Source organism: Collinsella sp. AF14-35 (assembly GCF_003464565.1).
Lineage (GTDB): Bacteria > Actinomycetota > Coriobacteriia > Coriobacteriales > Coriobacteriaceae > Collinsella.
On the sequence record NZ_QRZD01000001.1, the window covers coordinates 134,313 to 151,867 of the forward strand.

A 17,555-nucleotide genomic window follows, 5' to 3' on the forward strand; every position below is an offset into this window, starting at 1 on the left:
CTTTACGCCTCCTTTCGAGGAGCAACGACGACGGTGATGTGGGAAGTACGCTTCAGAATGCGAGAAGCGGAACCCTTGGCGCGGGGACGGATGCGCTTAAGCGTCGGACCCTCGTCAACATAGGCAGCGGCGACAACCAGGTTGTCGGCACGCAGACCGTTGTTGTTCTCGGCGTTCGCAACGGCGGAACGGAGAACCTTCTCGACATCCACGGCGACGGCGCGGTCGCAGAAGTGGAGGATGTCGAAGGCCTGAGCGACAGGCTTGCGGCGGATCAGATCGACCACCAGGCGGGCCTTGCTGGGGGAAACACGCACGTACTTAGCGACGGCGCGAACCTCGGTGGCCTCAGTTTCAATAGACTTAGTTGCCATTTACGGTTAACCCCCTATTTGGCCTTGTGGCCACGGAACGTACGAGTCGGCGCGAACTCGCCGAGCTTGTGACCAACCATGGACTCGGTAACATACACGGGCACATGCTTGCGGCCGTCGTGGACGGCGATGGTGTGACCAACCATCTCGGGGAAGATGGTGGACGCGCGGGACCAGGTCTTCACGACGTCCTTCTTGCCAGCCTCGTTCATCGCGGTGATACGCGAGAGAAGGCGAGTCTCCACGAACGGGCCCTTTTTGAGACTTCTGCTCATAAGTGCTTTCTCCTAAAACTCGGTATCCGAAATTACTTCTTACGGCGACGAATGATGTGCTGGTTCGAGACCTTCTTCTTCTTGCGCGTACGAAGGCCCTTCGTCGGCTTACCCCAGGGGGTAACAGAGGGACGACCAGAGGTGTGGTTCTTGCCCTCGCCACCGCCGTGCGGGTGGTCGACAGGGTTCATGACGGTACCGCGGACGGTCGGGCGCACGTTCATGTGACGCTTACGGCCGGCCTTGCCGATGACGATGTTGGCGTGATCGGCGTTGCCGACCTCACCGACGGTGGCGCGGCAGGTAACGAGGATGCGACGCATCTCGGAGGAAGGCATACGGACGATGGCGTACTTGCCCTCCTTACCCATCAGCTGGCAGGAGTTACCGGCGGAACGGGCGATAGCGGCGCCCTTGCCCGGCTGGAACTCAACGGCGTGGATGAGCGTACCGACGGGGATGTCGGCGAGGGGCAGAGCGTTGCCCGGCTTGATGTCGGCGTCAGAACCGGACATGATGGTCTGACCGACCTCGAGGCCCTTGGGGGCCAAGATGTAGCGCTTCTCACCGTCAGCGTAGTGCAGCAGAGCGATGCGAGCGGAACGGTTCGGATCGTACTCGATCGTGGCAACCTTGGCGGGCACGCCGTCCTTGTTGCGCTTGAAGTCGATCACGCGGTAACGACGCTTCACGCCGCCGCCCTGGTGGCGGGTGGTGATGCGGCCGTTGTTGTTACGACCGGCCTTCTTGGGCAGGGGCTCGAGAAGAGACTTCTCGGGCTTGGTGCAGGTGATCTCAGAGAAATCGGAGATCGTCTGCCAACGCCTACCAGCGGAGGTCGGCTTAAGGTGCTTTACAGCCATTACAATCCCTTTCAATAGGAATCCGTTAGCCATCGCAGACAGGGATTCGAGGTTCTGCCTCGGGTGCGATGACACCGGACGTATACACGGTTCCGGGCGTGTCCATTTTATACGCCCGAAACCTTGAGCTCTCGCCTCCCCTATTTGGGAGGCATGAGCTCACTCAACAGCAGCGAGTCTTAGGCCTGGTTGCCAAAGACCTCGATGGTGTCGCCCTCGGCCAGCGTGACGATGGCCTTCTTCCAAGAACGGGTCTTGCCGGCGACATAGCGCACGCGCTTGGTCTTGGGCTTGACCGTCAAGGTGTTCACGCGAACGACCTTGACGCCGAAGATCTCCTCGACAGCGTCCTTGATCTGATACTTGTTAGCATCCTTGGCGACCTCGAACGTGTACTTGTTCTGCTCCATGCCGGAGAAGGAACGCTCGGACACGATCGGACGGATGATGATCTCGTGGGCGGTCATTTATGCAAGCACCTCCCCGAAGTGAGCGGCGATGTCGGCGGGCATCAGCACAGCGTTGTTGTTGACGAGATCGTAGGTGTTGGCCTCGTCAGCGGTGATGATGAACGTCTTGGGAATGTTGCGGAACGACAGGTAGGCGTTGACGTCCTCATCGCGAACGATGATGGTCAGACGCTTGCCCTCAAGGCCGAGAGCCTTGAGCATGGCGACGGCAGCCTTGGTGGAAGGCTTCTCGAAGCCGTAGTCGTCGACGAGCACGAGCTCGCCATCGGCCAGCTTGGCGGACAGCGCGGAGCGCATAGCCAGCTTGACCTCCTTGTTGTTCATACGCTTAGCGTAGGAACGGGGCTTGGGGGCGAAGACGACGCCACCGTGACGCCACTGGGCAGCACGGATGGAACCCTGGCGGGCACGGCCGGTGCCCTTCTGACGCCAAGGCTTCTTGCCGCCACCGGAAACCTCAGAGCGACCCTTAGCAGACTGGGTGCCCTGACGCCAAGAGGCCATCTGGCACTTGACGATGTGGTGCATAACGTGGATGTTCGGCTCGATGCCGTACACCTCAGCGGCGAGCTCGGCCTCGGCGACCTTCTTGCCCTCGCTGTTCTTTACTTCAAACTTTGCCATTTAAGTGTTCTCCTTGGTATGACGCTGGGCTAAATGGGCTGGGCCCTTAGGCCATACGGATGGCGACGAGACCATTCTTGGCACCCGGGACAGCGCCCTTGACCAAGATGAGGTTCTGCTCGGCATCGATGCGGACAACGGAAAGGTTCTTGACGGTAACGCGCTCGTTACCCATGTGACCGGCCATCTTGACGCCCTTGAGGACGCGCGCAGGATAGGCGCACTGACCGATAGAACCGGGGTGACGCTGGAAGTGAGAACCATGCGTCATAGGACCGCGGCGCTGACCCCAGCGCTTGATGCGACCCTGGAAGCCCTTACCCTTGGAGGTACCGATGACGTCGACCTTCTCGACATCAGCGAAATCAGCGACGGTGACGACCTCGCCGACCTTGTGCTCCTCGCCGTTCTCGACGCGGACCTCACGAAGGAAGCGGACAGGCTCGACGCCAGCCTTGGCGAAGTGACCAGCCATGGGCTTGTTCACGTTCTTGGCCTTGATGTCGCCGAAACCGATCTGGACGGCGTCATAGCCGTCGGTTGCCTGAGTTTTAACCTGCGAGACAGCGCAGGGGCCAGCCTGGATGACCGTGACGGGAACGACGTTATCGTCCTCGTCCCAAACCTGGGTCATGCCAATCTTGCGGCCGAGAATCATGCTGATCAAGATATGATCCCAACTCTCGCGTGGTCTTGGGACAATGCGTACACCACCGAGCGTACGCCCCTAGAGGACCACTACTTACACGACGTGCTCCCCAGTCTTGTATTACGCCCGGACTACCTGACAACCCTATTAAGCAGGCATTTTGTCCAGCCAGAATACTCCCCTGGTTTCACACAGCTGTTTAGTATACACGGCTGCGGGCGTATCCATCGAGATTCATATTTCACTCACATTGTTTACGCAGGTAAAGTGCGTGGATGGCTCCCGAGCACGGCGGAGGGCCGGAGAAATATATTAAGGTCCCTGCTCTACAGTCCTGCGCAAGACGGAGAGCACATTAAGTGCTCTCCTTTGCGTGCGGAACTCGCGATGACCTTAATATATTTCTCCGGCCCTCCGCCGTGCTCGGGAGACGACACGTTGATGTCTGCTTAACTCTGCTCGCTCAGGCTAATGACTTTGTTGGGGGTCCACTATTTGCTGGAGGGTGAACTTGCATTGCATTGGCTCGCCCTCTACTTGTGGCTCCGCCTCGTCAAAATCGAAGATCATGATGGCGCAGTTGGGGAGTTTTGTTGGGAGCTCGAAGCCCTCTGGGGCTGCAGCCTTGATGAATTGGCGGCTGGCGCTGCCGTGGCTTACTGCTAGGAGGGTTTCGATACCATCGGCGCCCATGATATTGGTGAGGGTGTCCACCATGCGCTCTTGCAACGCGCGGCTTCCTTCTCCTCCGAAGGGGACCAGGTCCTCGCCCGGATCCCAGACGTCGGTGGGGAGGGCATCGTGGGGACCTTCTTCGAAGGTGCCGTAGCAGCGCTCGATGATGCCTTCGCAGGGCTCGACAGCGGCGTCCGGACCGAGGAGTTCGGTAGCAACGAGCTGAGCTGTGTCCATGGCTCGGCCCAAGGGCGAAGAGACCACTTTGTCGGGAACGACGTTGTGGGCTTTGAGCCACGCGGCTGCCACCCGTGCCTGCTGACGGCCCAGGCCGGTCAGCGGTGAATCGCAGCGGCCCTGGACCAGCTTTTTGACGTTGAACTCCGTCTGACCGTGGCGGAGTAGGTATAGGCGCTTCATGCTCTCCCCTTCTGCATAACTTGCTTTGCCGGCGCGGCCTACTCGTGGGTATGGCCTACGTAGTCTTCGTCGATCGTAATCTTGGCAATCGACTTGGGATATTCCGATTCGACCCGTTGTGCCAGCGCGTGTTTTACGTCTTCGGCACTCATCTGCAGATCCGAGGGACGCACGCAGTCAAAGATCACGTTGGTGTGCGTAGGACCCGGCACACAGCGAAGGTCGTGAATCGAAAGGCGGTTATCGATCTGTTGGGCCATGGCGTTAATGCGTAAACGCATGCTCGCCACCTTTGGATCGTCGGTCACGATGGGGTCGTAATGGAGCGTGACAATCATGCCGTCTTCGTTCCTAAACGCCTGCTCAATATTGTCGAGCGTGTCGTGGCTTTCCAGCGGGCTGGCCTCGGCCGCCATCTCTGCGTGAGCGCTTGCGAACTTCCTGCCCGGGCCGTAGTCGTGAACCATCAGATCGTGAACGCCCAAAACACCGGGATAGCTCATGATCTTATCTCGAATGTGCTTGACCAGCTTAGGATCGGGCGTCTGGCCCAAAAGCGGGCTCACCGTATCCTGGATGAGTTCAAAACCGCTCCAGCCAATATAGGCGCCAACGGCAAGGCCGACCCATGCGTCAAGATTGATGTGCGTCACCTGCGAAACAATTGCGCACGCCAGCACGGCGCCCGTAGCAAGGACATCGTTCTTGGAATCCTGGGCGGTCGCATGCAGCGTCTCGGACTCAATGCGATCGCCGAGCTTTTGGTTGAGGGTCGCCATCCAGAGCTTTACGACCATCGAAAGCACGAGAACTGCCACCAGGGCAAGCGAGAACTCGACAGGTTCGGGGTGGATGACGCGCTCAACTGAGGACTTCACCAGCTCAACGCCAATCAGCAGCACGAGCGCCGCCACGACCAGACCCGAGAGATACTCGTAGCGACCGTGGCCGTAAGGATGCTCGGGGTCGGCCGGCTTGCTCGCCAGCTTAAAGCCAAGGACACTCACGATGTTCGAGCTGGCATCGGATAGGTTGTTCATGGCATCCGCCACAATCGAAACCGATCCCGAAACCACACCAATTGCGCCCTTCGCAGCACAAAGCGCGACATTGGCGACAATACACACCATGCCCGCTAACGTGCCCACACGCGCACGATCGCCCTGCGCACGCTTAACAATCCACTCGACCATCTACATCCGCCCCCACGGTGCTACTTATATATCTATTGTTCAAACGGATTGTAGTGTAGCCACTTTGTCCCCCAGATACAAAAAGGCCGCGACCCACACGGGCCACGGCCTTGGAATGTGGCAAAGGAATCGTCCTTGTGCCGCACAGGTTTACGCGCTTACTTCGGCCGCGCTCTTAGAGGTTTCGGGCAAATCGGCTCCATCCCCCGCCGCCTGCCCCTTCGCCGGAACCACGCCAAAGCAGTAGCTCAGCGCCGCAGACACCGCAAATGCCATACCGCCGGCAGCGCAGCACCACAGCAGGTTCGAGATGCCGCCCGTGGCAAAGCCAATGACCATGAGGACATTCGTCATGCCGATGGTATAGGCCGTAACGTGGCCCACGGCCGCAACAAGGCCTCCGACGGCGCCGCCAATGGCCATGCACGTCAGGCACCTGCCATATTTAAAGCCGCAACCGTACAGCGCCGGCTCGCTTACGCCGCCAAGAACACCCGAGATTGAATAGCCCAGCATGAGAGCCTTCTCGTCCTTATCCACAACGCGAAGCGACGCGCCAAAGGGCATGCCCCAAACGGCGAACGTTGCCATCGTCGCGGCGATCAAGATGCACGAATCCGTTCCCACACTCATAAACTGCGCATAGGCAAGCGATAGGACAACGTTGCTGACGCCGGCGATCTTTAGGAACTCCCAGCCCGCGGCAAGCCCCATGAGCGTGAGCAGCGACACGATGCCACCGGAATTGCCAAGCATAAACATAAGCTGGCCCAACAGCATGCCCAGATAGCTGCCCGCCGGCGCCGTAATGCACAGGGAAACCGGAACCATGACGAGCATGGTCGCAAACGGAACGAACGAAAACGCCACGGCCTTAGGGATAACGCACGAAAAGAAACACTCCACTCGCCATAGCACGGGCACCGAGATGAGAACCGGGATAACAGTCGTCGTGTAATCGTTGACCGGCGCGGGAAGCAGACCATACACGGAAGTCATCGATGCCCCCGTCGTCGATGCGGCATCGACGAGCTTAAGCAGATCGGGCGCAATCAATACGCCGCCCAGCATCATGCCCAGCTGCTCCGAGCAACCGAGCTGGCGGGCGGCCGCCCAACCAAGATAGATGGGCAAAAAGTAGTAGCCGGCGTTATAGAGCCAACTGTAGAACAGGCGATAGATTTCGGAATCGGCAGACCACAGGCCCAGCATGCCTTCGCCCATAATGACGGCGACGGTGCGGAACAACGCCGCGCAGACAATAAAGGGCAGCGCCGACATCATGCTTTTGGACAGATATTCCACCACGGCCATGGCGTTTGATGAAACCGTCGTTATAAACGAGGTGTTAGTAACTTGTGACATGGAACGCCTTTCCCAATGTGACATGCGGACTGCCCCTTTGTCACATCGTGCGGTATCGACCGATTGCGCGGTACTTTTCGTAGCGGAGGTTTGTGAGGGTCGCGTCGTCGAGCTGCCCAAGCGTATCGAAGGCATCAAATGCCGAGGACATGACGGCACCGGCGATCTCCTCATGCGACAGGCCCCTATCGTCAACGATGCCGTCGATGATGCCGAGCGCCAACAGATCGGGGGCCGTGAGCTTAAGCGCCTCGGCGGCCTCATTCGCGCGCTCGGTATCCTTCCACAGGATCGACGCACAGGCCTCGGGGCTCACGACCGAATAGGCCGAGCTCGAGAGCATCAGGATGCGGTCGGCCACGGATAGCGCCAGCGCGCCACCAGAGCCGCCCTCGCCTGTCACCACCGAGACAATCGGCGTCTTAAGGCCGCTCATCTCCATGAGATTCTGGGCAATCGCCTCGCCCTGGCCGCGCTCCTCGGCACCGATGCCGCAAAACGCGCCCGAAGTATCGACCAGGCACAGAACCGGTCGACCAAACTTTTCGGCCTGGCGCATAAGGCGACGTGCTTTGCGGTAGCCCTCGGGATGTGCCATACCAAAGTTGCGACGCATGCGCTCTTTGGTCGTGGTACCGCGCTCGATGGCGATGACCGTTACGGGGCGTCCGTCTTTCCAGCCAATGCCAGCCACCACAGCGGCGTCGTCGCCAAAGTAGCGGTCGCCGTGCAGCTCTACGAATCCGTCGAGACCCAACGAGATCATCTCGCCTGCCGTGGCGCGGTTCGCCGAGCGAGTCTGTTTGACGATTTCGAGCGCGCTTTTTGGTGCGGCCGAGCGCTTAAACAAGTGTCCCAGCTTTTTGTCGCGACGACCCGTATGCACGATCTCATGCGGTGCCCCCAGGCCGGGCGCGTGCCCTTCGTGCAGCGCCAGCAGCTCGCCTACCGTGAGCGCAATCTCACCACGCGGAACAACGGCATCGCAAAAGCCGTGCTCCAGCAAAAACTCGGAACGCTGGAATCCCTTGGGCAGACGCTTGTGCATGTTCTGCTCGATCACGCGCGGGCCGGCAAATGCCGTCAGGGCATCGGGCTCGGCCAGGATAATGTCGCCCTCCATGGCAAAGCTCGCGGTTACACCTCCGGTCGTGGGATCGGTGAGCACCGTGATATACAGGCCGCCCGCCTCGCTGTGGCGCCTAACCGCTGCAGAAATCTTGGCCATCTGCATGAGCGAGGTCACGCCCTCCTGCATGCGGGCGCCGCCCGATACGGTAAAGCCAACGACCGGCAGCCCCAACTCGGCCGCGCGCTCAAAGACACGACAGATCTTCTCGCCCACCACGGAGCCCATTGAGCCCATCATAAAGTTGGCATCCATAAAGAAGAGCGCGGTATCGCAGCCGCAGATTTTGCCCCTGCCGCACACAACGGCATCGCGCTCGCCCGAACGCTCGCTCACGCTCTTAAGCTTGTCGGCATAACCGGGAAACGAGAGGAAGTCCTTCGACGCCAGATTGGCATCCCATTCCTCAAAGGTACCCGCGTCGACCGTCATGCGCATGCGCGCGCGACCGCTCACGCGAAAGTGTTTGCCGCAACGAGGGCAGACCTCGAGGTTGTCGTGCAGGCGCGCCTCATCGATCACACGGCGGCACTCCGGGCATTTGACAAACACGTGGCGCGCGGGGAACTCGGCGCACGACTCGGTTATCGGCCCCTCAAGGACATTGACCGTCTTCGCTTTTCTATTCATCAGCATAGAGATGCCCCATCAGATCGGTGTGATACATGCCCGACAAAAACTCGTCGTTTGCCAGCACGTCGAGCTGAAGCTCGCTATTTTCGCTCACGCCCTCAATCACGAGCTCGCCCAGGGCCGAGCGCATCTTGCGAATGGCACCGTCACGCGTGGGCGCGCACACGATGAGCTTGCCGAGCATGGAGTCGTAGTACGGCGGAACTTTCGCTCCGGTAAACATGGCGGAATCCCAGCGCACGCGCGGACCACCCGGCACACGCAACGCGGTGACCGTTCCACATGACGGTAGAAAGTCCGGCGTTTCGGCATTGATGCGGCACTCCATGGCGTGGTTGCGGACCGGTACGTCCTCCTGCTCAAAGGGCAGAGGCTGGCCGGCAGCCACGCGCAGCTGCCACTTAACCAGGTCGGTATCGGTCACAAACTCCGTAACCGGATGCTCCACCTGCAAGCGCGTGTTCATTTCCATAAAGTAGAAATTGCCGTCATCTGAGTACAAAAACTCGATGGTGCCAGCGCCCTCATAGCCAACGGCACGAGCCAGGTCGCGCGCGGCCTTGTGCATGCGCGCGCGAATATCATCGCGTCCGTCGAGGCACGGCGCGGGGCTCTCCTCGATCAGCTTTTGGTTGCGGCGCTGCACCGAGCACTCGCGCTCGCCGAGCGAAAACACATGGCCCTGCTTATCGGCCATAATCTGTACCTCAACGTGATGCGCCGGCGCAACGAACTTCTCCATGTAGCACTCGCCGTCGCCAAAAACGGCCTCACCCTCGGCACGCGCCTCGATGAACGCCTTTGCCGCATCTTCCACGCGCTCGACCTTGCGAATACCGCGACCGCCGCCGCCCGCGCGCGCCTTAATAAGCACGGGGCAGCCGATGCGCTCGGCCTCGGCCGTTGCTTCCTCGGGGCTTTTGAGCAAATCGCAGCCCGGCACGATGGGCACGCCCGCAGCAGCGGCCGTTCGGCGTGCGGCGTCCTTGTCGCCCATGCTGTCGATCACCTCGGCCGAAGGACCGACAAACGCCAGACCGAACTTGTCGCAGTCGCGCACGAAGCTCGCCTTCTCGGAGAAAAAGCCATAGCCGGGATGAATTGCCTTAGCTCCCGACTTTACGGCACAGGTGAGCACGGCATCGTCGTTGAGGTAGCTCTCGGCAAGACGCGGGCCACCGATGCAATATGCCTCGTCGGCAAGCTGCACGTGCAGCGCGTCCGCATCGGCCGTGGAATAGACGGCGACGGTCTTGATGCCCATATCGCGGCACGCGCGGATAACACGGACCGCGACTTCGCCACGGTTGGCAATGAGCACTTTGTCGAACATGAAGCCTTCCTTAACTTTCGTGCATGAGTGCAAAGGACATATCGGCGCGGCAGCAAACCTCACCGTTGACGCTCGCAGTACCCGTCGCAAAGCGGAACGGCCCGCGCGCACGCGTGATGGTGCACACCAGATCAACCGTGTCGCCCGGGCGCACCGGACGCTTAAAGCGCACCTTATCGAGGCTCGTATAGAACGGCGTCGCGCCGCGCGCCTCCTCATCGCCCATCAGCAGCACGCAGCAGTTCTGGGCGAGCATCTCGCACTGAATCACGCCGGGGACGACCGGGTTTCCCGGAAAATGTCCCTGCAAAAAGTACTCGTCGCCTGTAATCGTGATCTTGCCGTGGGCCTCGTCGCCCACCAGCTCGGCTTCGTCGAGCAAAAGCATCGGCTCGCGATGCGGTAACAGCTTCTTGAGCTCTTCTTTGTTCATGGATATCACCTATCCGATCCTCATGAGGCAGCTGCCAAACTCCACGAGGTCGCCATCGGCCACGCAGATCTCGAGCACCTCGCCGTCTGCCTCGGCCGTCACCTCGTTGAGAACCTTCATGGCCTCGATGATGCAAAGGGTCTCGCCGGCCTTGACCTTGGAGCCCACGCGCACAAACGGCTCGTCGCCCGGCGCAGGGGCAGCATAGAAGACGCCCACCATGGGAGCAGTCACCTCGGTGCCCTTGGGCTCCGGCGCGGCGGCAGGCCCCTGCGCGGCGGGCTCCGGCGCGGCGGCAGGCATGGCGACAGGAGCCACCGCCGGAGCGGCCACGGCACCCGGCATAGGCATGGGCACGGCAACCGGCTGCGCGGCACTCGCGCGCTCGAGTTCGACCGCGGTGCCATCGGGCTCCTCAACACGTACGCGCGTAAGGCCGCGGTCCTCCATCACATCGGCTATCTCGGCAAGTCTTTTGGAATCCATGCTCTAGCTCCTCGTATATCTACGCAGCGCGATGGCGGCGTTGTGCCCGCCAAAGCCCAGGTTGGTCGAAAGCGCCCAGGTAAGGTCGGCGCGAACCGCTCGAATAGGCGTGTAATCAAGATCGCAGGCGGGATCGGGCGTGCGGTAGTTAATGGTCGGGGGCACCACGCCCTGCTCGAGCGCCATGGCACAGGCCATGACCTCGATGGCCCCCGTGGCACCGATCATGTGCCCCGTCATCGACTTGGTCGACGAGACATGTGCGGCGCGCGCCGCGTCCTCGCCGAGCGCCCGCTTAATGCCCGCCGTCTCGGAGGAATCGTTGAGCTTGGTCGAGGTGCCGTGGGCATTGATGTAGAGGCCCTCGGAAGGCTTGACGTCGCCCTCGACCACCGCCAGCGATATCGCGCGGGCAATGCCGGCAGCCTCGGGATCGGGACTCGTGATGTGATAGGCATCATCGGTGTTGCCGTAGCCCACGACCTCGGCATAAATGTGCGCACTGCGCGCCTGCGCATGTTCCATGCTCTCGAGCACGAGCACGCAGGCGCCCTCGCCCATCACAAAGCCGTCGCGGTCTGCATCGAACGGACGGCAGGCCGTCGCGGGATCGGGGTTGGTGGTCAATGCGCGGCAGGACGTAAAGCCCGCAACGGCATCGGGGATAATTGCGGCCTCGGCGCCGCCCGCGAGGATCGCGTCGGCATAGCCGTGCTTGATGGCGCGGAACGCCTCACCCACCGCATGGGCAGAAGTCGCGCAGGCAGTCACGACGGGTAGGGTCGGGCCCTTTGCCTTATGGCGAATCGCGATGTTGCCCGAAGCCATGTTGGGAATCATCATCGCGATCATGTAAGGCGATGCGCGACGAGGCCCCCGATCGGCGATCGCGTGGACGTTGTCGACGAGTGTCTGCATGCCGCCCACACCCGAGCCCACGTAGACGCCCAGGCGCTCTCGATCGATGGCGCCTTCGACATCAAAGCCCGCATCGTGCATGGCCTCGTCCGAAGCCGCCATCGCAAACTGAACGCAGGGGTCGAGATGCCTGGCGTCACGCTTGCCAAAGTAATCGTTGCCGTCAAAGCCCTTGACCTCGGCCGCCACCTTGACGGCAAACGCATCGGTATCGAAGTGCGTGATCGGGCCGATGCCGCACGTGCCAGCGCACATGGCCGCCCAGGTGGCAAGCGCGGTGTTACCGAGCGGCGATACGGCACCTATGCCGGTAATTGCAACTCTCTGTTCCATCATGGTCTCCTCATCCAAGCCGTTCTTCGGCCCTGATTTCTACATCGCCATTCCGCCGTCAACGCGTACGACCTCGCCCGTAATGTAGGCAGCCGCATCGCTCGCCAAAAAGCGCACCACGCCGGCCACTTCCTCGGGGCGCGCCATGCGCTTTAGGGGAATCTGCTCCTCGGTTGCCGCGCGAACCTTCTCCGAGAGCTTTGACGTCATATCCGTCTCGACAAACCCCGGGGCGACCGCGTTCACTCGTACGCCGCGGGGTGCAAGCTCGCGCGCTACCGCCTTGGTCAGGCCGATGACGCCCGCCTTGGAGGCAGCGTAGTTGGCCTGCCCGGCATTGCCCATCAGGCCCACGACCGAACTCATGTTGATGACGCAACCGCCGCGCTGGCGCATAAAGGTCTTGGTGAGCGCGCGCGTCATATTGAACGTGCCCTTGAGATTGACATCGAGCACGCGGTCGAAGGCATCGTCGCCCATACGCATGAGCAGACCGTCGCGCGTTATGCCGGCGTTGTTGACGAGCGCCCAAATGGAGCCAAAGTCGTTGAGGACCGCTTCCACGCACGCGTTGACGGCAGCGGGGTCGGCCACGTCGCATTGATATGCGCGTGCCGCGGCGCCAGCCGCCTCGCAGGCTTCGCACGTCTCGCGCGCCGCATCGACGCTGCCGGCATAGACGACGGCGATATCAAAGCCGTCCTCCGCCAGACCGACAGCGCAGGCGCGGCCGATACCGCGCGAGCCGCCCGTAACCAGCACCACGCGACGTGAGTCGTTGCGCTCGAGCGCGCCGTTGTTCAAGTTGCCCATGTCATTCCTTTCGGGTTACAGCCCTGTGGACTATGCGAGCTCGTCGGCAATAGCTGCGACCTGCTCGGCCGTTTCGCACGAATACACGCGAACGTCGCTCAGCGTACGCTTGACCAGGCCCGACAGCGTTTTGCCGGGGCCGACCTCAATAAACGTGTCGATCCCCTGATCCTGCAGAGTATGCAGCGTGTCGACCCAGCGAACGGCATGACTCACCTGGTTGACCAAGACATCTGATGCCGCTCGCGGGTCCGCCGGATAGGGCGCCGCCGTCATGTTTGCCATGACCGGAATCAGCAGCGGAGACGGCGCGTGGCCGGCTTGGATATACGTCGCCAGCCCCTCAGTCGCCTCGGCCATATAGGGGCTATGGAATGCACCCGACACCGCGACCCTCATGGCCCGGCCACCAGCCTCTTTTACCAGGGCGTCGAGGGTCTGCAACGCATCGGGCGCTCCGGCCACAACCGTCTGCTGGGGGCTGTTGTAGTTGACCGGCCAGCAGTCCTCGCCGGCCTGTTTTGCCAGGCCCTCGACTTGCACCGCATCGAGCTTGATGACGGCGCGCATGCCGCCCGGATGGCGCTCGGCAGCCGCGGCCATCAGCGCCGCGCGCTCGCACACGAGCTCAAAGCCCGCTCGCGTATCGAATGCCCCCGCAAAGGTGAGCGCGGCGACCTCGCCCAGCGAGAATCCCGCACAGGCGGCAGGCACCACGCCGCGCTCACGCAGAGCGATAGCCGCTGCCAGGTCGTGAACGAACACGCACGGCTGCGTGTTCTCGGTCTGCGAGAGCTCCTCCTTGGAGGCGCTCCGGCACTGCTCACTGGTCCCCGGACGCACCTCATCGGCGATTGCAAACACCTCAGCAGCCGCCGGCGATGCCTCGATCAGGTCGACGCCCATCGCGGGGTGTTGGGCACCCTGGCCGGCAAACAGAAACGCTACGCTACCCATGCGGACGCACCCTTCAGGACGCGCTCGGCGCCATCGACCAGATCGTCAACGATTTCACGTGCGCTCTGGCGCTCACTAACCATGCCGGCAATCTGTCCACACAAAAACGAACCCTCTTCGTAGTTGCCGTCCTTGGCGGCCTTGCGAAGGGCGCCCGTGCCCATGGCCCCGAGTTCCTCGACACTTACGCCAGCCGCCTCGCTCTTGGCATAGGCGTTGGTGAAGGGGCTCTTGAGGGCGCGCACCGGATGTCCCGTCGAGCGACCGGTCGCACGCGTCGAAGTGTCGTTGGCCTTCAGGACCATCTCCTTGTACTGCTCCGAGACGGTGCACTCATTTGCGACCAGAAAGCGCGTACCCACCTGCACGCCGGCGGCACCCAGCATAAAGGCGGCCGCCACGCCGCGGCCGTCGGCAATACCGCCGGCGGCCACGACGGGAATGTCGACCGCATCGACGACCTGCGGCACCAGCGCCATCGTCGAGGTCTCGCCAATATGGCCGCCCGATTCGGTGCCCTCGGCAACAACCGCCGTGGCTCCACGACGCGCCACGAGGCGCGCCAGCGCCACCGAGGCAACGACCGGGATGACCTTGATGCCCGCCTCGTTCCACGCCTTCATGTACTTGGCGGGATTGCCGGCGCCTGTCACGACGACCGGCACTCGCTCGTCAATCACAACCTGCGCGACCTCGTCGGCAAACGGGCTCATGAGCATGACGTTGACGCCAAAGGGCTTATCCGTCTTGGTGCGCAGCTCGTGAATCTGATCGCGCAACCAGTTTGCGTCGGCATTCATGGCCGCGATAATCCCTAAGCCGCCTGCCTCGGACACGGCAGACGCCAGCGAGGCATCGGCAATCCAGGCCATGCCGCCCTGGAACACGGGCTTTTCGATGCCGAGCAGCTCGCAGAGAGGAGTCTTGAGCATCTCTACTTCTCCAATGCCGCCTCAACCGTATCGACGAACTCGCCGACCGTCTTAGGGTTCTCCTCGGTATCGAGCTGAATATCGAACTCGTCCTCGACGGCCACGAGAATCTCGACGGTACCCAGACTGTCGAGGCCGATCTCCTCGAGCGTGGACTCGGGCTTCATCTCGACGTCGTCAAGGCCGGCGGTCTCGCGGATAACGTCGCAAACGCGCTCGAAGGTCTTCTGATCTGCCATGGTAGTTCTCCTTTGTTTGTGCCCTAGGGGCGTTTTTATTTCCTATGTGCGACTACTTCCAACGAAGCAAATAGCCACCTATATCCAGGCCGGCGCCAAATCCAACGAGGGCGATGGTGTCGCCCGCATTCAGTGCGTCGGTACGTGCCAGCCGGTCAAGCGCAAAGGGAATGCAGGCGCTCGAGATGTTGCCGGTTTCACGCAACGTTCGGACCACACGGTCGTCCGGCACACCTAAGCGCTTGACCGCCTGGCTCAAGATTCGTTCGTTAGCCTGATGGAATACAAAGTGGTCGATGTCCTCGACCGCGATACTCGCGTCGCAGGCGAGCTTGTTGACCGTGTCGCAGATGGCATTGACACCAAACTTGAAGACGCGACGGCCGTTCATGGAAAGCACGCTTTCGCGGTCCTGCGCCGTCTTATACGGCGAGAAGCCCGTCAATCCGGGGACGCGCAGTGTTTCGACGTCAGGCGACGTCGAAAGCTCAACGGCAAGGGGATTCTCTCCCCCAGCCTCTATGACCGCAGCACCCGCGCCATCGCCAAAAAGCACGCACGTGGCACGGTCGGTCCAATCGAGCGCGCGCGTCATCTGCTCGGCGGCAACGACCAGCACGTGTTTGGCGCGACCGCGGGCGATATAGCCCTCGACGACATCGAGCGCAAATACAAAGCCGGCACAAGCCGCCGAAACGTCGAAGGCAGGACATGCGGCACCCAGGCGCTCAGCAACGGCGCACGCTTCGGCGGGGACGAGATGATCGCCCGTCGTCGTCGAACAGACGATAAGATCCAGCTGGCTTGCATCGATTCCGGACGTCTGGAGCGCTTGCTCGCTCGCTGCCACGGCAAGGTCGTCGAGTGACTCGGCAGTGCACACATGGCGGCTCTTGATCCCCGTGCGGGTAAAAATCCACTCATCCGAGGTGTCCAGGAACTCGGACAGCTCGTCGTTGGAAACGCTGCGCTCAGGAAGTGCCGAGCCCGTTCCCAGTATCGTGAAACCCATCGCTCACCTCCTTTGAGTTGTTGATGTGTTTACATCGACCAAGAGAGGATAGCGCATTCTGCGCTTTGTTGACGTGTTAACATCAAATTGTCCAAATGCGACAAAGGCTTCACATTGTGTCTATCTCTCGACACCATTGCGTCATTCACTTATTCATTAAGGAGGTAGCAGCCGCTATGGATGCCCAATTAACGATAGTCGACGTAACCGGATCGACCAACGATGACCTGCTCGAGGCTGGAAAACAGGGTGCGCCGCACGGCACGGGACTTGCCGCCCGGGCTCAGACGGCAGGACGCGGCCGACGCGGCCACAAGTGGGACTCAACCGCCGGCAACCTGTTGCTTTCGATTGTCCTACGTCCACATGTTAATGCCGCCAAGTACTCTGGTCTTGCTGCCGTCAGCGGCCTAGCGGTGCTCGAAGCGCTCGGGGCGCAAGGTCTTGCGAACGAGATCGGCCTCAAATGGCCCAACGACCTCGTCGCGCGAGGACATAAGCTCGGTGGCATTTTGGTCGAGGCGGCACGCGACAACAAAGGCATGCCCTTCGCCGTATGCGGCATTGGCGTCAATGTGAACTATGCGCCCCAAGAGGTGCCCGATGGCGGCTTACCGGCAATCGGTCTCTCGGACCTTAACGAGAACGTTCCTGCCGTCGACATGCTCCTCGATGAGGTCTATCACGCAGTTATAGACGCTGTAGATGCCTGGGCAGAGCGCCTCAACGCCAATGAAAAAGACGCCGGTCCGCTCGCGCCCGTCCACGACGAATATATCGCTCACCTCAATTGGATTGGAGAGCACGTTATCGCCCGCTCCCCCGCTGGAGACGAACTGGCGCGAGGCATCTTTCAAACCGTCGATGACTTTGGTCGCGCGTGTGTCGAGACGGAAGACGGCTTGCGATCCTTCCATTTTGAGGAGGCATCGCTGCGACCCATGGGCACATAAGGCGCCACAGCCACCCATCCGGCTGCATCACCGGACCCCCAAAGCCATCATTCAAAACAAAAGAGCCCCGCTACCGTAATGGCAGCGGGGCTCTGTAAGCTATGAGCGGTATCGCTTAGAGCTTGATGTCGATGTCGACGCCAGCGGGGAGGTCGAGACGCATGAGCGAATCAACGGTGCCCGAGGTGGGGTCGAGGATGTCGATGAGGCGCTTGTGGGTGCGCATCTCGAACTGCTCACGGGAGTCCTTGTTCGTGTGCGGCGAGCGGATAACCGTGTACAGGTTGCGCTCGGTGGGCAGGGGGACAGGACCGGAAACGCGAGCGCCGGTCTTCTGAGCGGTCTCGACGATGAGCTTCGCGGACTGATCGACGACCTCGTGATCATAGCCCTTGAGGCGAATGCGGATCTTCTGGGTAGCCAACTTAAACCTCCAAAGAGTGCGAGAGATGTTCTCGCAGGATTACGTAACAGGG

At 61.2% G+C, this 17,555-nt stretch carries 21 protein-coding genes; 1 reads left to right on the forward strand and 20 read right to left on the reverse strand.

The genetic code is table 11. The annotated features are described in order from the left end of the window. Positions 1 to 2: 2 nt before the first annotated feature. From rplV to DWW12_RS00695, 19 genes are all read right to left on the reverse strand, one after another. Positions 3 to 374 (reverse strand): 50S ribosomal protein L22, encoded by a 372-nt coding sequence (rplV, locus tag DWW12_RS00605; protein ID WP_006235036.1) that lies wholly within the window; start codon positions 372 to 374, stop codon positions 3 to 5. A gap of 14 nt (positions 375 to 388) precedes the next feature. Further along, positions 389 to 649 carry a 30S ribosomal protein S19 gene (gene rpsS / locus DWW12_RS00610; protein ID WP_006235035.1) on the reverse strand — a complete coding sequence of 87 codons (261 nt, stop codon included), beginning with the start codon at positions 647 to 649 and terminating at the stop codon, positions 389 to 391. Between the two features lie 32 nt (positions 650 to 681). After that, positions 682 to 1,512 carry a 50S ribosomal protein L2 gene (rplB, locus tag DWW12_RS00615; RefSeq protein ID WP_055250219.1) on the reverse strand — a complete coding sequence of 277 codons (831 nt, stop codon included), beginning with the start codon at positions 1,510 to 1,512 and terminating at the stop codon, positions 682 to 684. 179 nt (positions 1,513 to 1,691) lie between these two features. Further along, positions 1,692 to 1,979, reverse strand: coding sequence for a 50S ribosomal protein L23 (gene rplW, locus DWW12_RS00620; protein ID WP_006235033.1), 288 nt, complete (start codon positions 1,977 to 1,979; stop codon positions 1,692 to 1,694). Continuing rightward, positions 1,980 to 2,606, reverse strand: coding sequence for a 50S ribosomal protein L4 (gene rplD, locus DWW12_RS00625; RefSeq protein WP_006235032.1), 627 nt, complete (start codon positions 2,604 to 2,606; stop codon positions 1,980 to 1,982). 46 nt (positions 2,607 to 2,652) lie between these two features. Beyond that, positions 2,653 to 3,273: a 50S ribosomal protein L3 gene (gene rplC / locus DWW12_RS00630; RefSeq protein ID WP_035137484.1), complete on the reverse strand. Its 621-nt coding sequence runs from the start codon at positions 3,271 to 3,273 to the stop codon at positions 2,653 to 2,655. A gap of 450 nt (positions 3,274 to 3,723) precedes the next feature. After that, a complete protein-coding gene (locus DWW12_RS00635; protein WP_117854497.1) occupies positions 3,724 to 4,350 on the reverse strand; it encodes a histidine phosphatase family protein in 627 nt (208 codons plus the stop codon). Positions 4,351 to 4,388: 38 nt separating this feature from the next. Further along, positions 4,389 to 5,543, reverse strand: coding sequence for a cation diffusion facilitator family transporter (locus tag DWW12_RS00640; RefSeq protein ID WP_117854499.1), 1,155 nt, complete (start codon positions 5,541 to 5,543; stop codon positions 4,389 to 4,391). Positions 5,544 to 5,693: 150 nt separating this feature from the next. Continuing rightward, positions 5,694 to 6,908, reverse strand: a complete 1,215-nt coding sequence (locus tag DWW12_RS00645) for a PTS fructose transporter subunit IIB (protein WP_117854500.1) — start codon at positions 6,906 to 6,908, stop codon at positions 5,694 to 5,696. A gap of 40 nt (positions 6,909 to 6,948) precedes the next feature. Further along, the gene (gene accD, locus DWW12_RS00650; RefSeq protein ID WP_117854502.1) at positions 6,949 to 8,673 is read right to left on the reverse strand and encodes an acetyl-CoA carboxylase, carboxyltransferase subunit beta; all 1,725 of its coding nucleotides are present in this window, start codon (positions 8,671 to 8,673) and stop codon (positions 6,949 to 6,951) included. Next, the gene (locus DWW12_RS00655; protein WP_117647602.1) at positions 8,660 to 10,003 is read right to left on the reverse strand and encodes an acetyl/propionyl/methylcrotonyl-CoA carboxylase subunit alpha; all 1,344 of its coding nucleotides are present in this window, start codon (positions 10,001 to 10,003) and stop codon (positions 8,660 to 8,662) included. The genes accD and DWW12_RS00655 overlap by 14 nt, the downstream gene beginning before the upstream one ends. 10 nt (positions 10,004 to 10,013) lie before the next feature. Further along, positions 10,014 to 10,436, reverse strand: coding sequence for a 3-hydroxyacyl-ACP dehydratase FabZ (gene fabZ / locus DWW12_RS00660; RefSeq protein WP_022094192.1), 423 nt, complete (start codon positions 10,434 to 10,436; stop codon positions 10,014 to 10,016). A gap of 9 nt (positions 10,437 to 10,445) precedes the next feature. Further along, positions 10,446 to 10,922 (reverse strand): acetyl-CoA carboxylase biotin carboxyl carrier protein, encoded by a 477-nt coding sequence (gene accB, locus DWW12_RS00665; protein WP_117854504.1) that lies wholly within the window; start codon positions 10,920 to 10,922, stop codon positions 10,446 to 10,448. 3 nt (positions 10,923 to 10,925) lie between these two features. After that, positions 10,926 to 12,176, reverse strand: coding sequence for a beta-ketoacyl-ACP synthase II (fabF, locus tag DWW12_RS00670; protein WP_233544181.1), 1,251 nt, complete (start codon positions 12,174 to 12,176; stop codon positions 10,926 to 10,928). Positions 12,177 to 12,212: 36 nt separating this feature from the next. Beyond that, positions 12,213 to 12,986, reverse strand: a complete 774-nt coding sequence (gene fabG, locus DWW12_RS00675; protein ID WP_117854507.1) for a 3-oxoacyl-[acyl-carrier-protein] reductase — start codon at positions 12,984 to 12,986, stop codon at positions 12,213 to 12,215. 30 nt (positions 12,987 to 13,016) lie between these two features. Then, entirely contained in the window at positions 13,017 to 13,943 is a 927-nt protein-coding gene (locus DWW12_RS00680) for an ACP S-malonyltransferase (protein ID WP_117854509.1), read from the reverse strand. Further along, complete coding sequence (gene fabK / locus DWW12_RS00685) at positions 13,931 to 14,875, reverse strand: enoyl-[acyl-carrier-protein] reductase FabK (RefSeq protein WP_117854511.1); 945 nt, start codon at positions 14,873 to 14,875, stop codon at positions 13,931 to 13,933. The genes DWW12_RS00680 and fabK overlap by 13 nt, the downstream gene beginning before the upstream one ends. Positions 14,876 to 14,877: 2 nt before the next feature. Then, complete coding sequence (locus DWW12_RS00690) at positions 14,878 to 15,114, reverse strand: acyl carrier protein (RefSeq protein ID WP_117797419.1); 237 nt, start codon at positions 15,112 to 15,114, stop codon at positions 14,878 to 14,880. 52 nt (positions 15,115 to 15,166) lie between these two features. Continuing rightward, positions 15,167 to 16,126: a 3-oxoacyl-ACP synthase III family protein gene (locus DWW12_RS00695; RefSeq protein WP_117854513.1), complete on the reverse strand. Its 960-nt coding sequence runs from the start codon at positions 16,124 to 16,126 to the stop codon at positions 15,167 to 15,169. Positions 16,127 to 16,302: 176 nt separating this feature from the next. Here DWW12_RS00695 and DWW12_RS00700 point away from each other — a divergent pair, with 176 nt between their 5' ends. Continuing rightward, positions 16,303 to 17,079, forward strand: coding sequence for a biotin--[acetyl-CoA-carboxylase] ligase (locus DWW12_RS00700; protein WP_158564333.1), 777 nt, complete (start codon positions 16,303 to 16,305; stop codon positions 17,077 to 17,079). Positions 17,080 to 17,194: 115 nt separating this feature from the next. Here the strand turns inward: DWW12_RS00700 and rpsJ are convergent, their stop codons facing one another. Continuing rightward, on the reverse strand, positions 17,195 to 17,503 hold the full coding sequence (gene rpsJ, locus DWW12_RS00705) for a 30S ribosomal protein S10 (protein WP_117854516.1): 309 nt from the start codon (positions 17,501 to 17,503) through the stop codon (positions 17,195 to 17,197). Positions 17,504 to 17,555 lie beyond the last annotated feature (52 nt).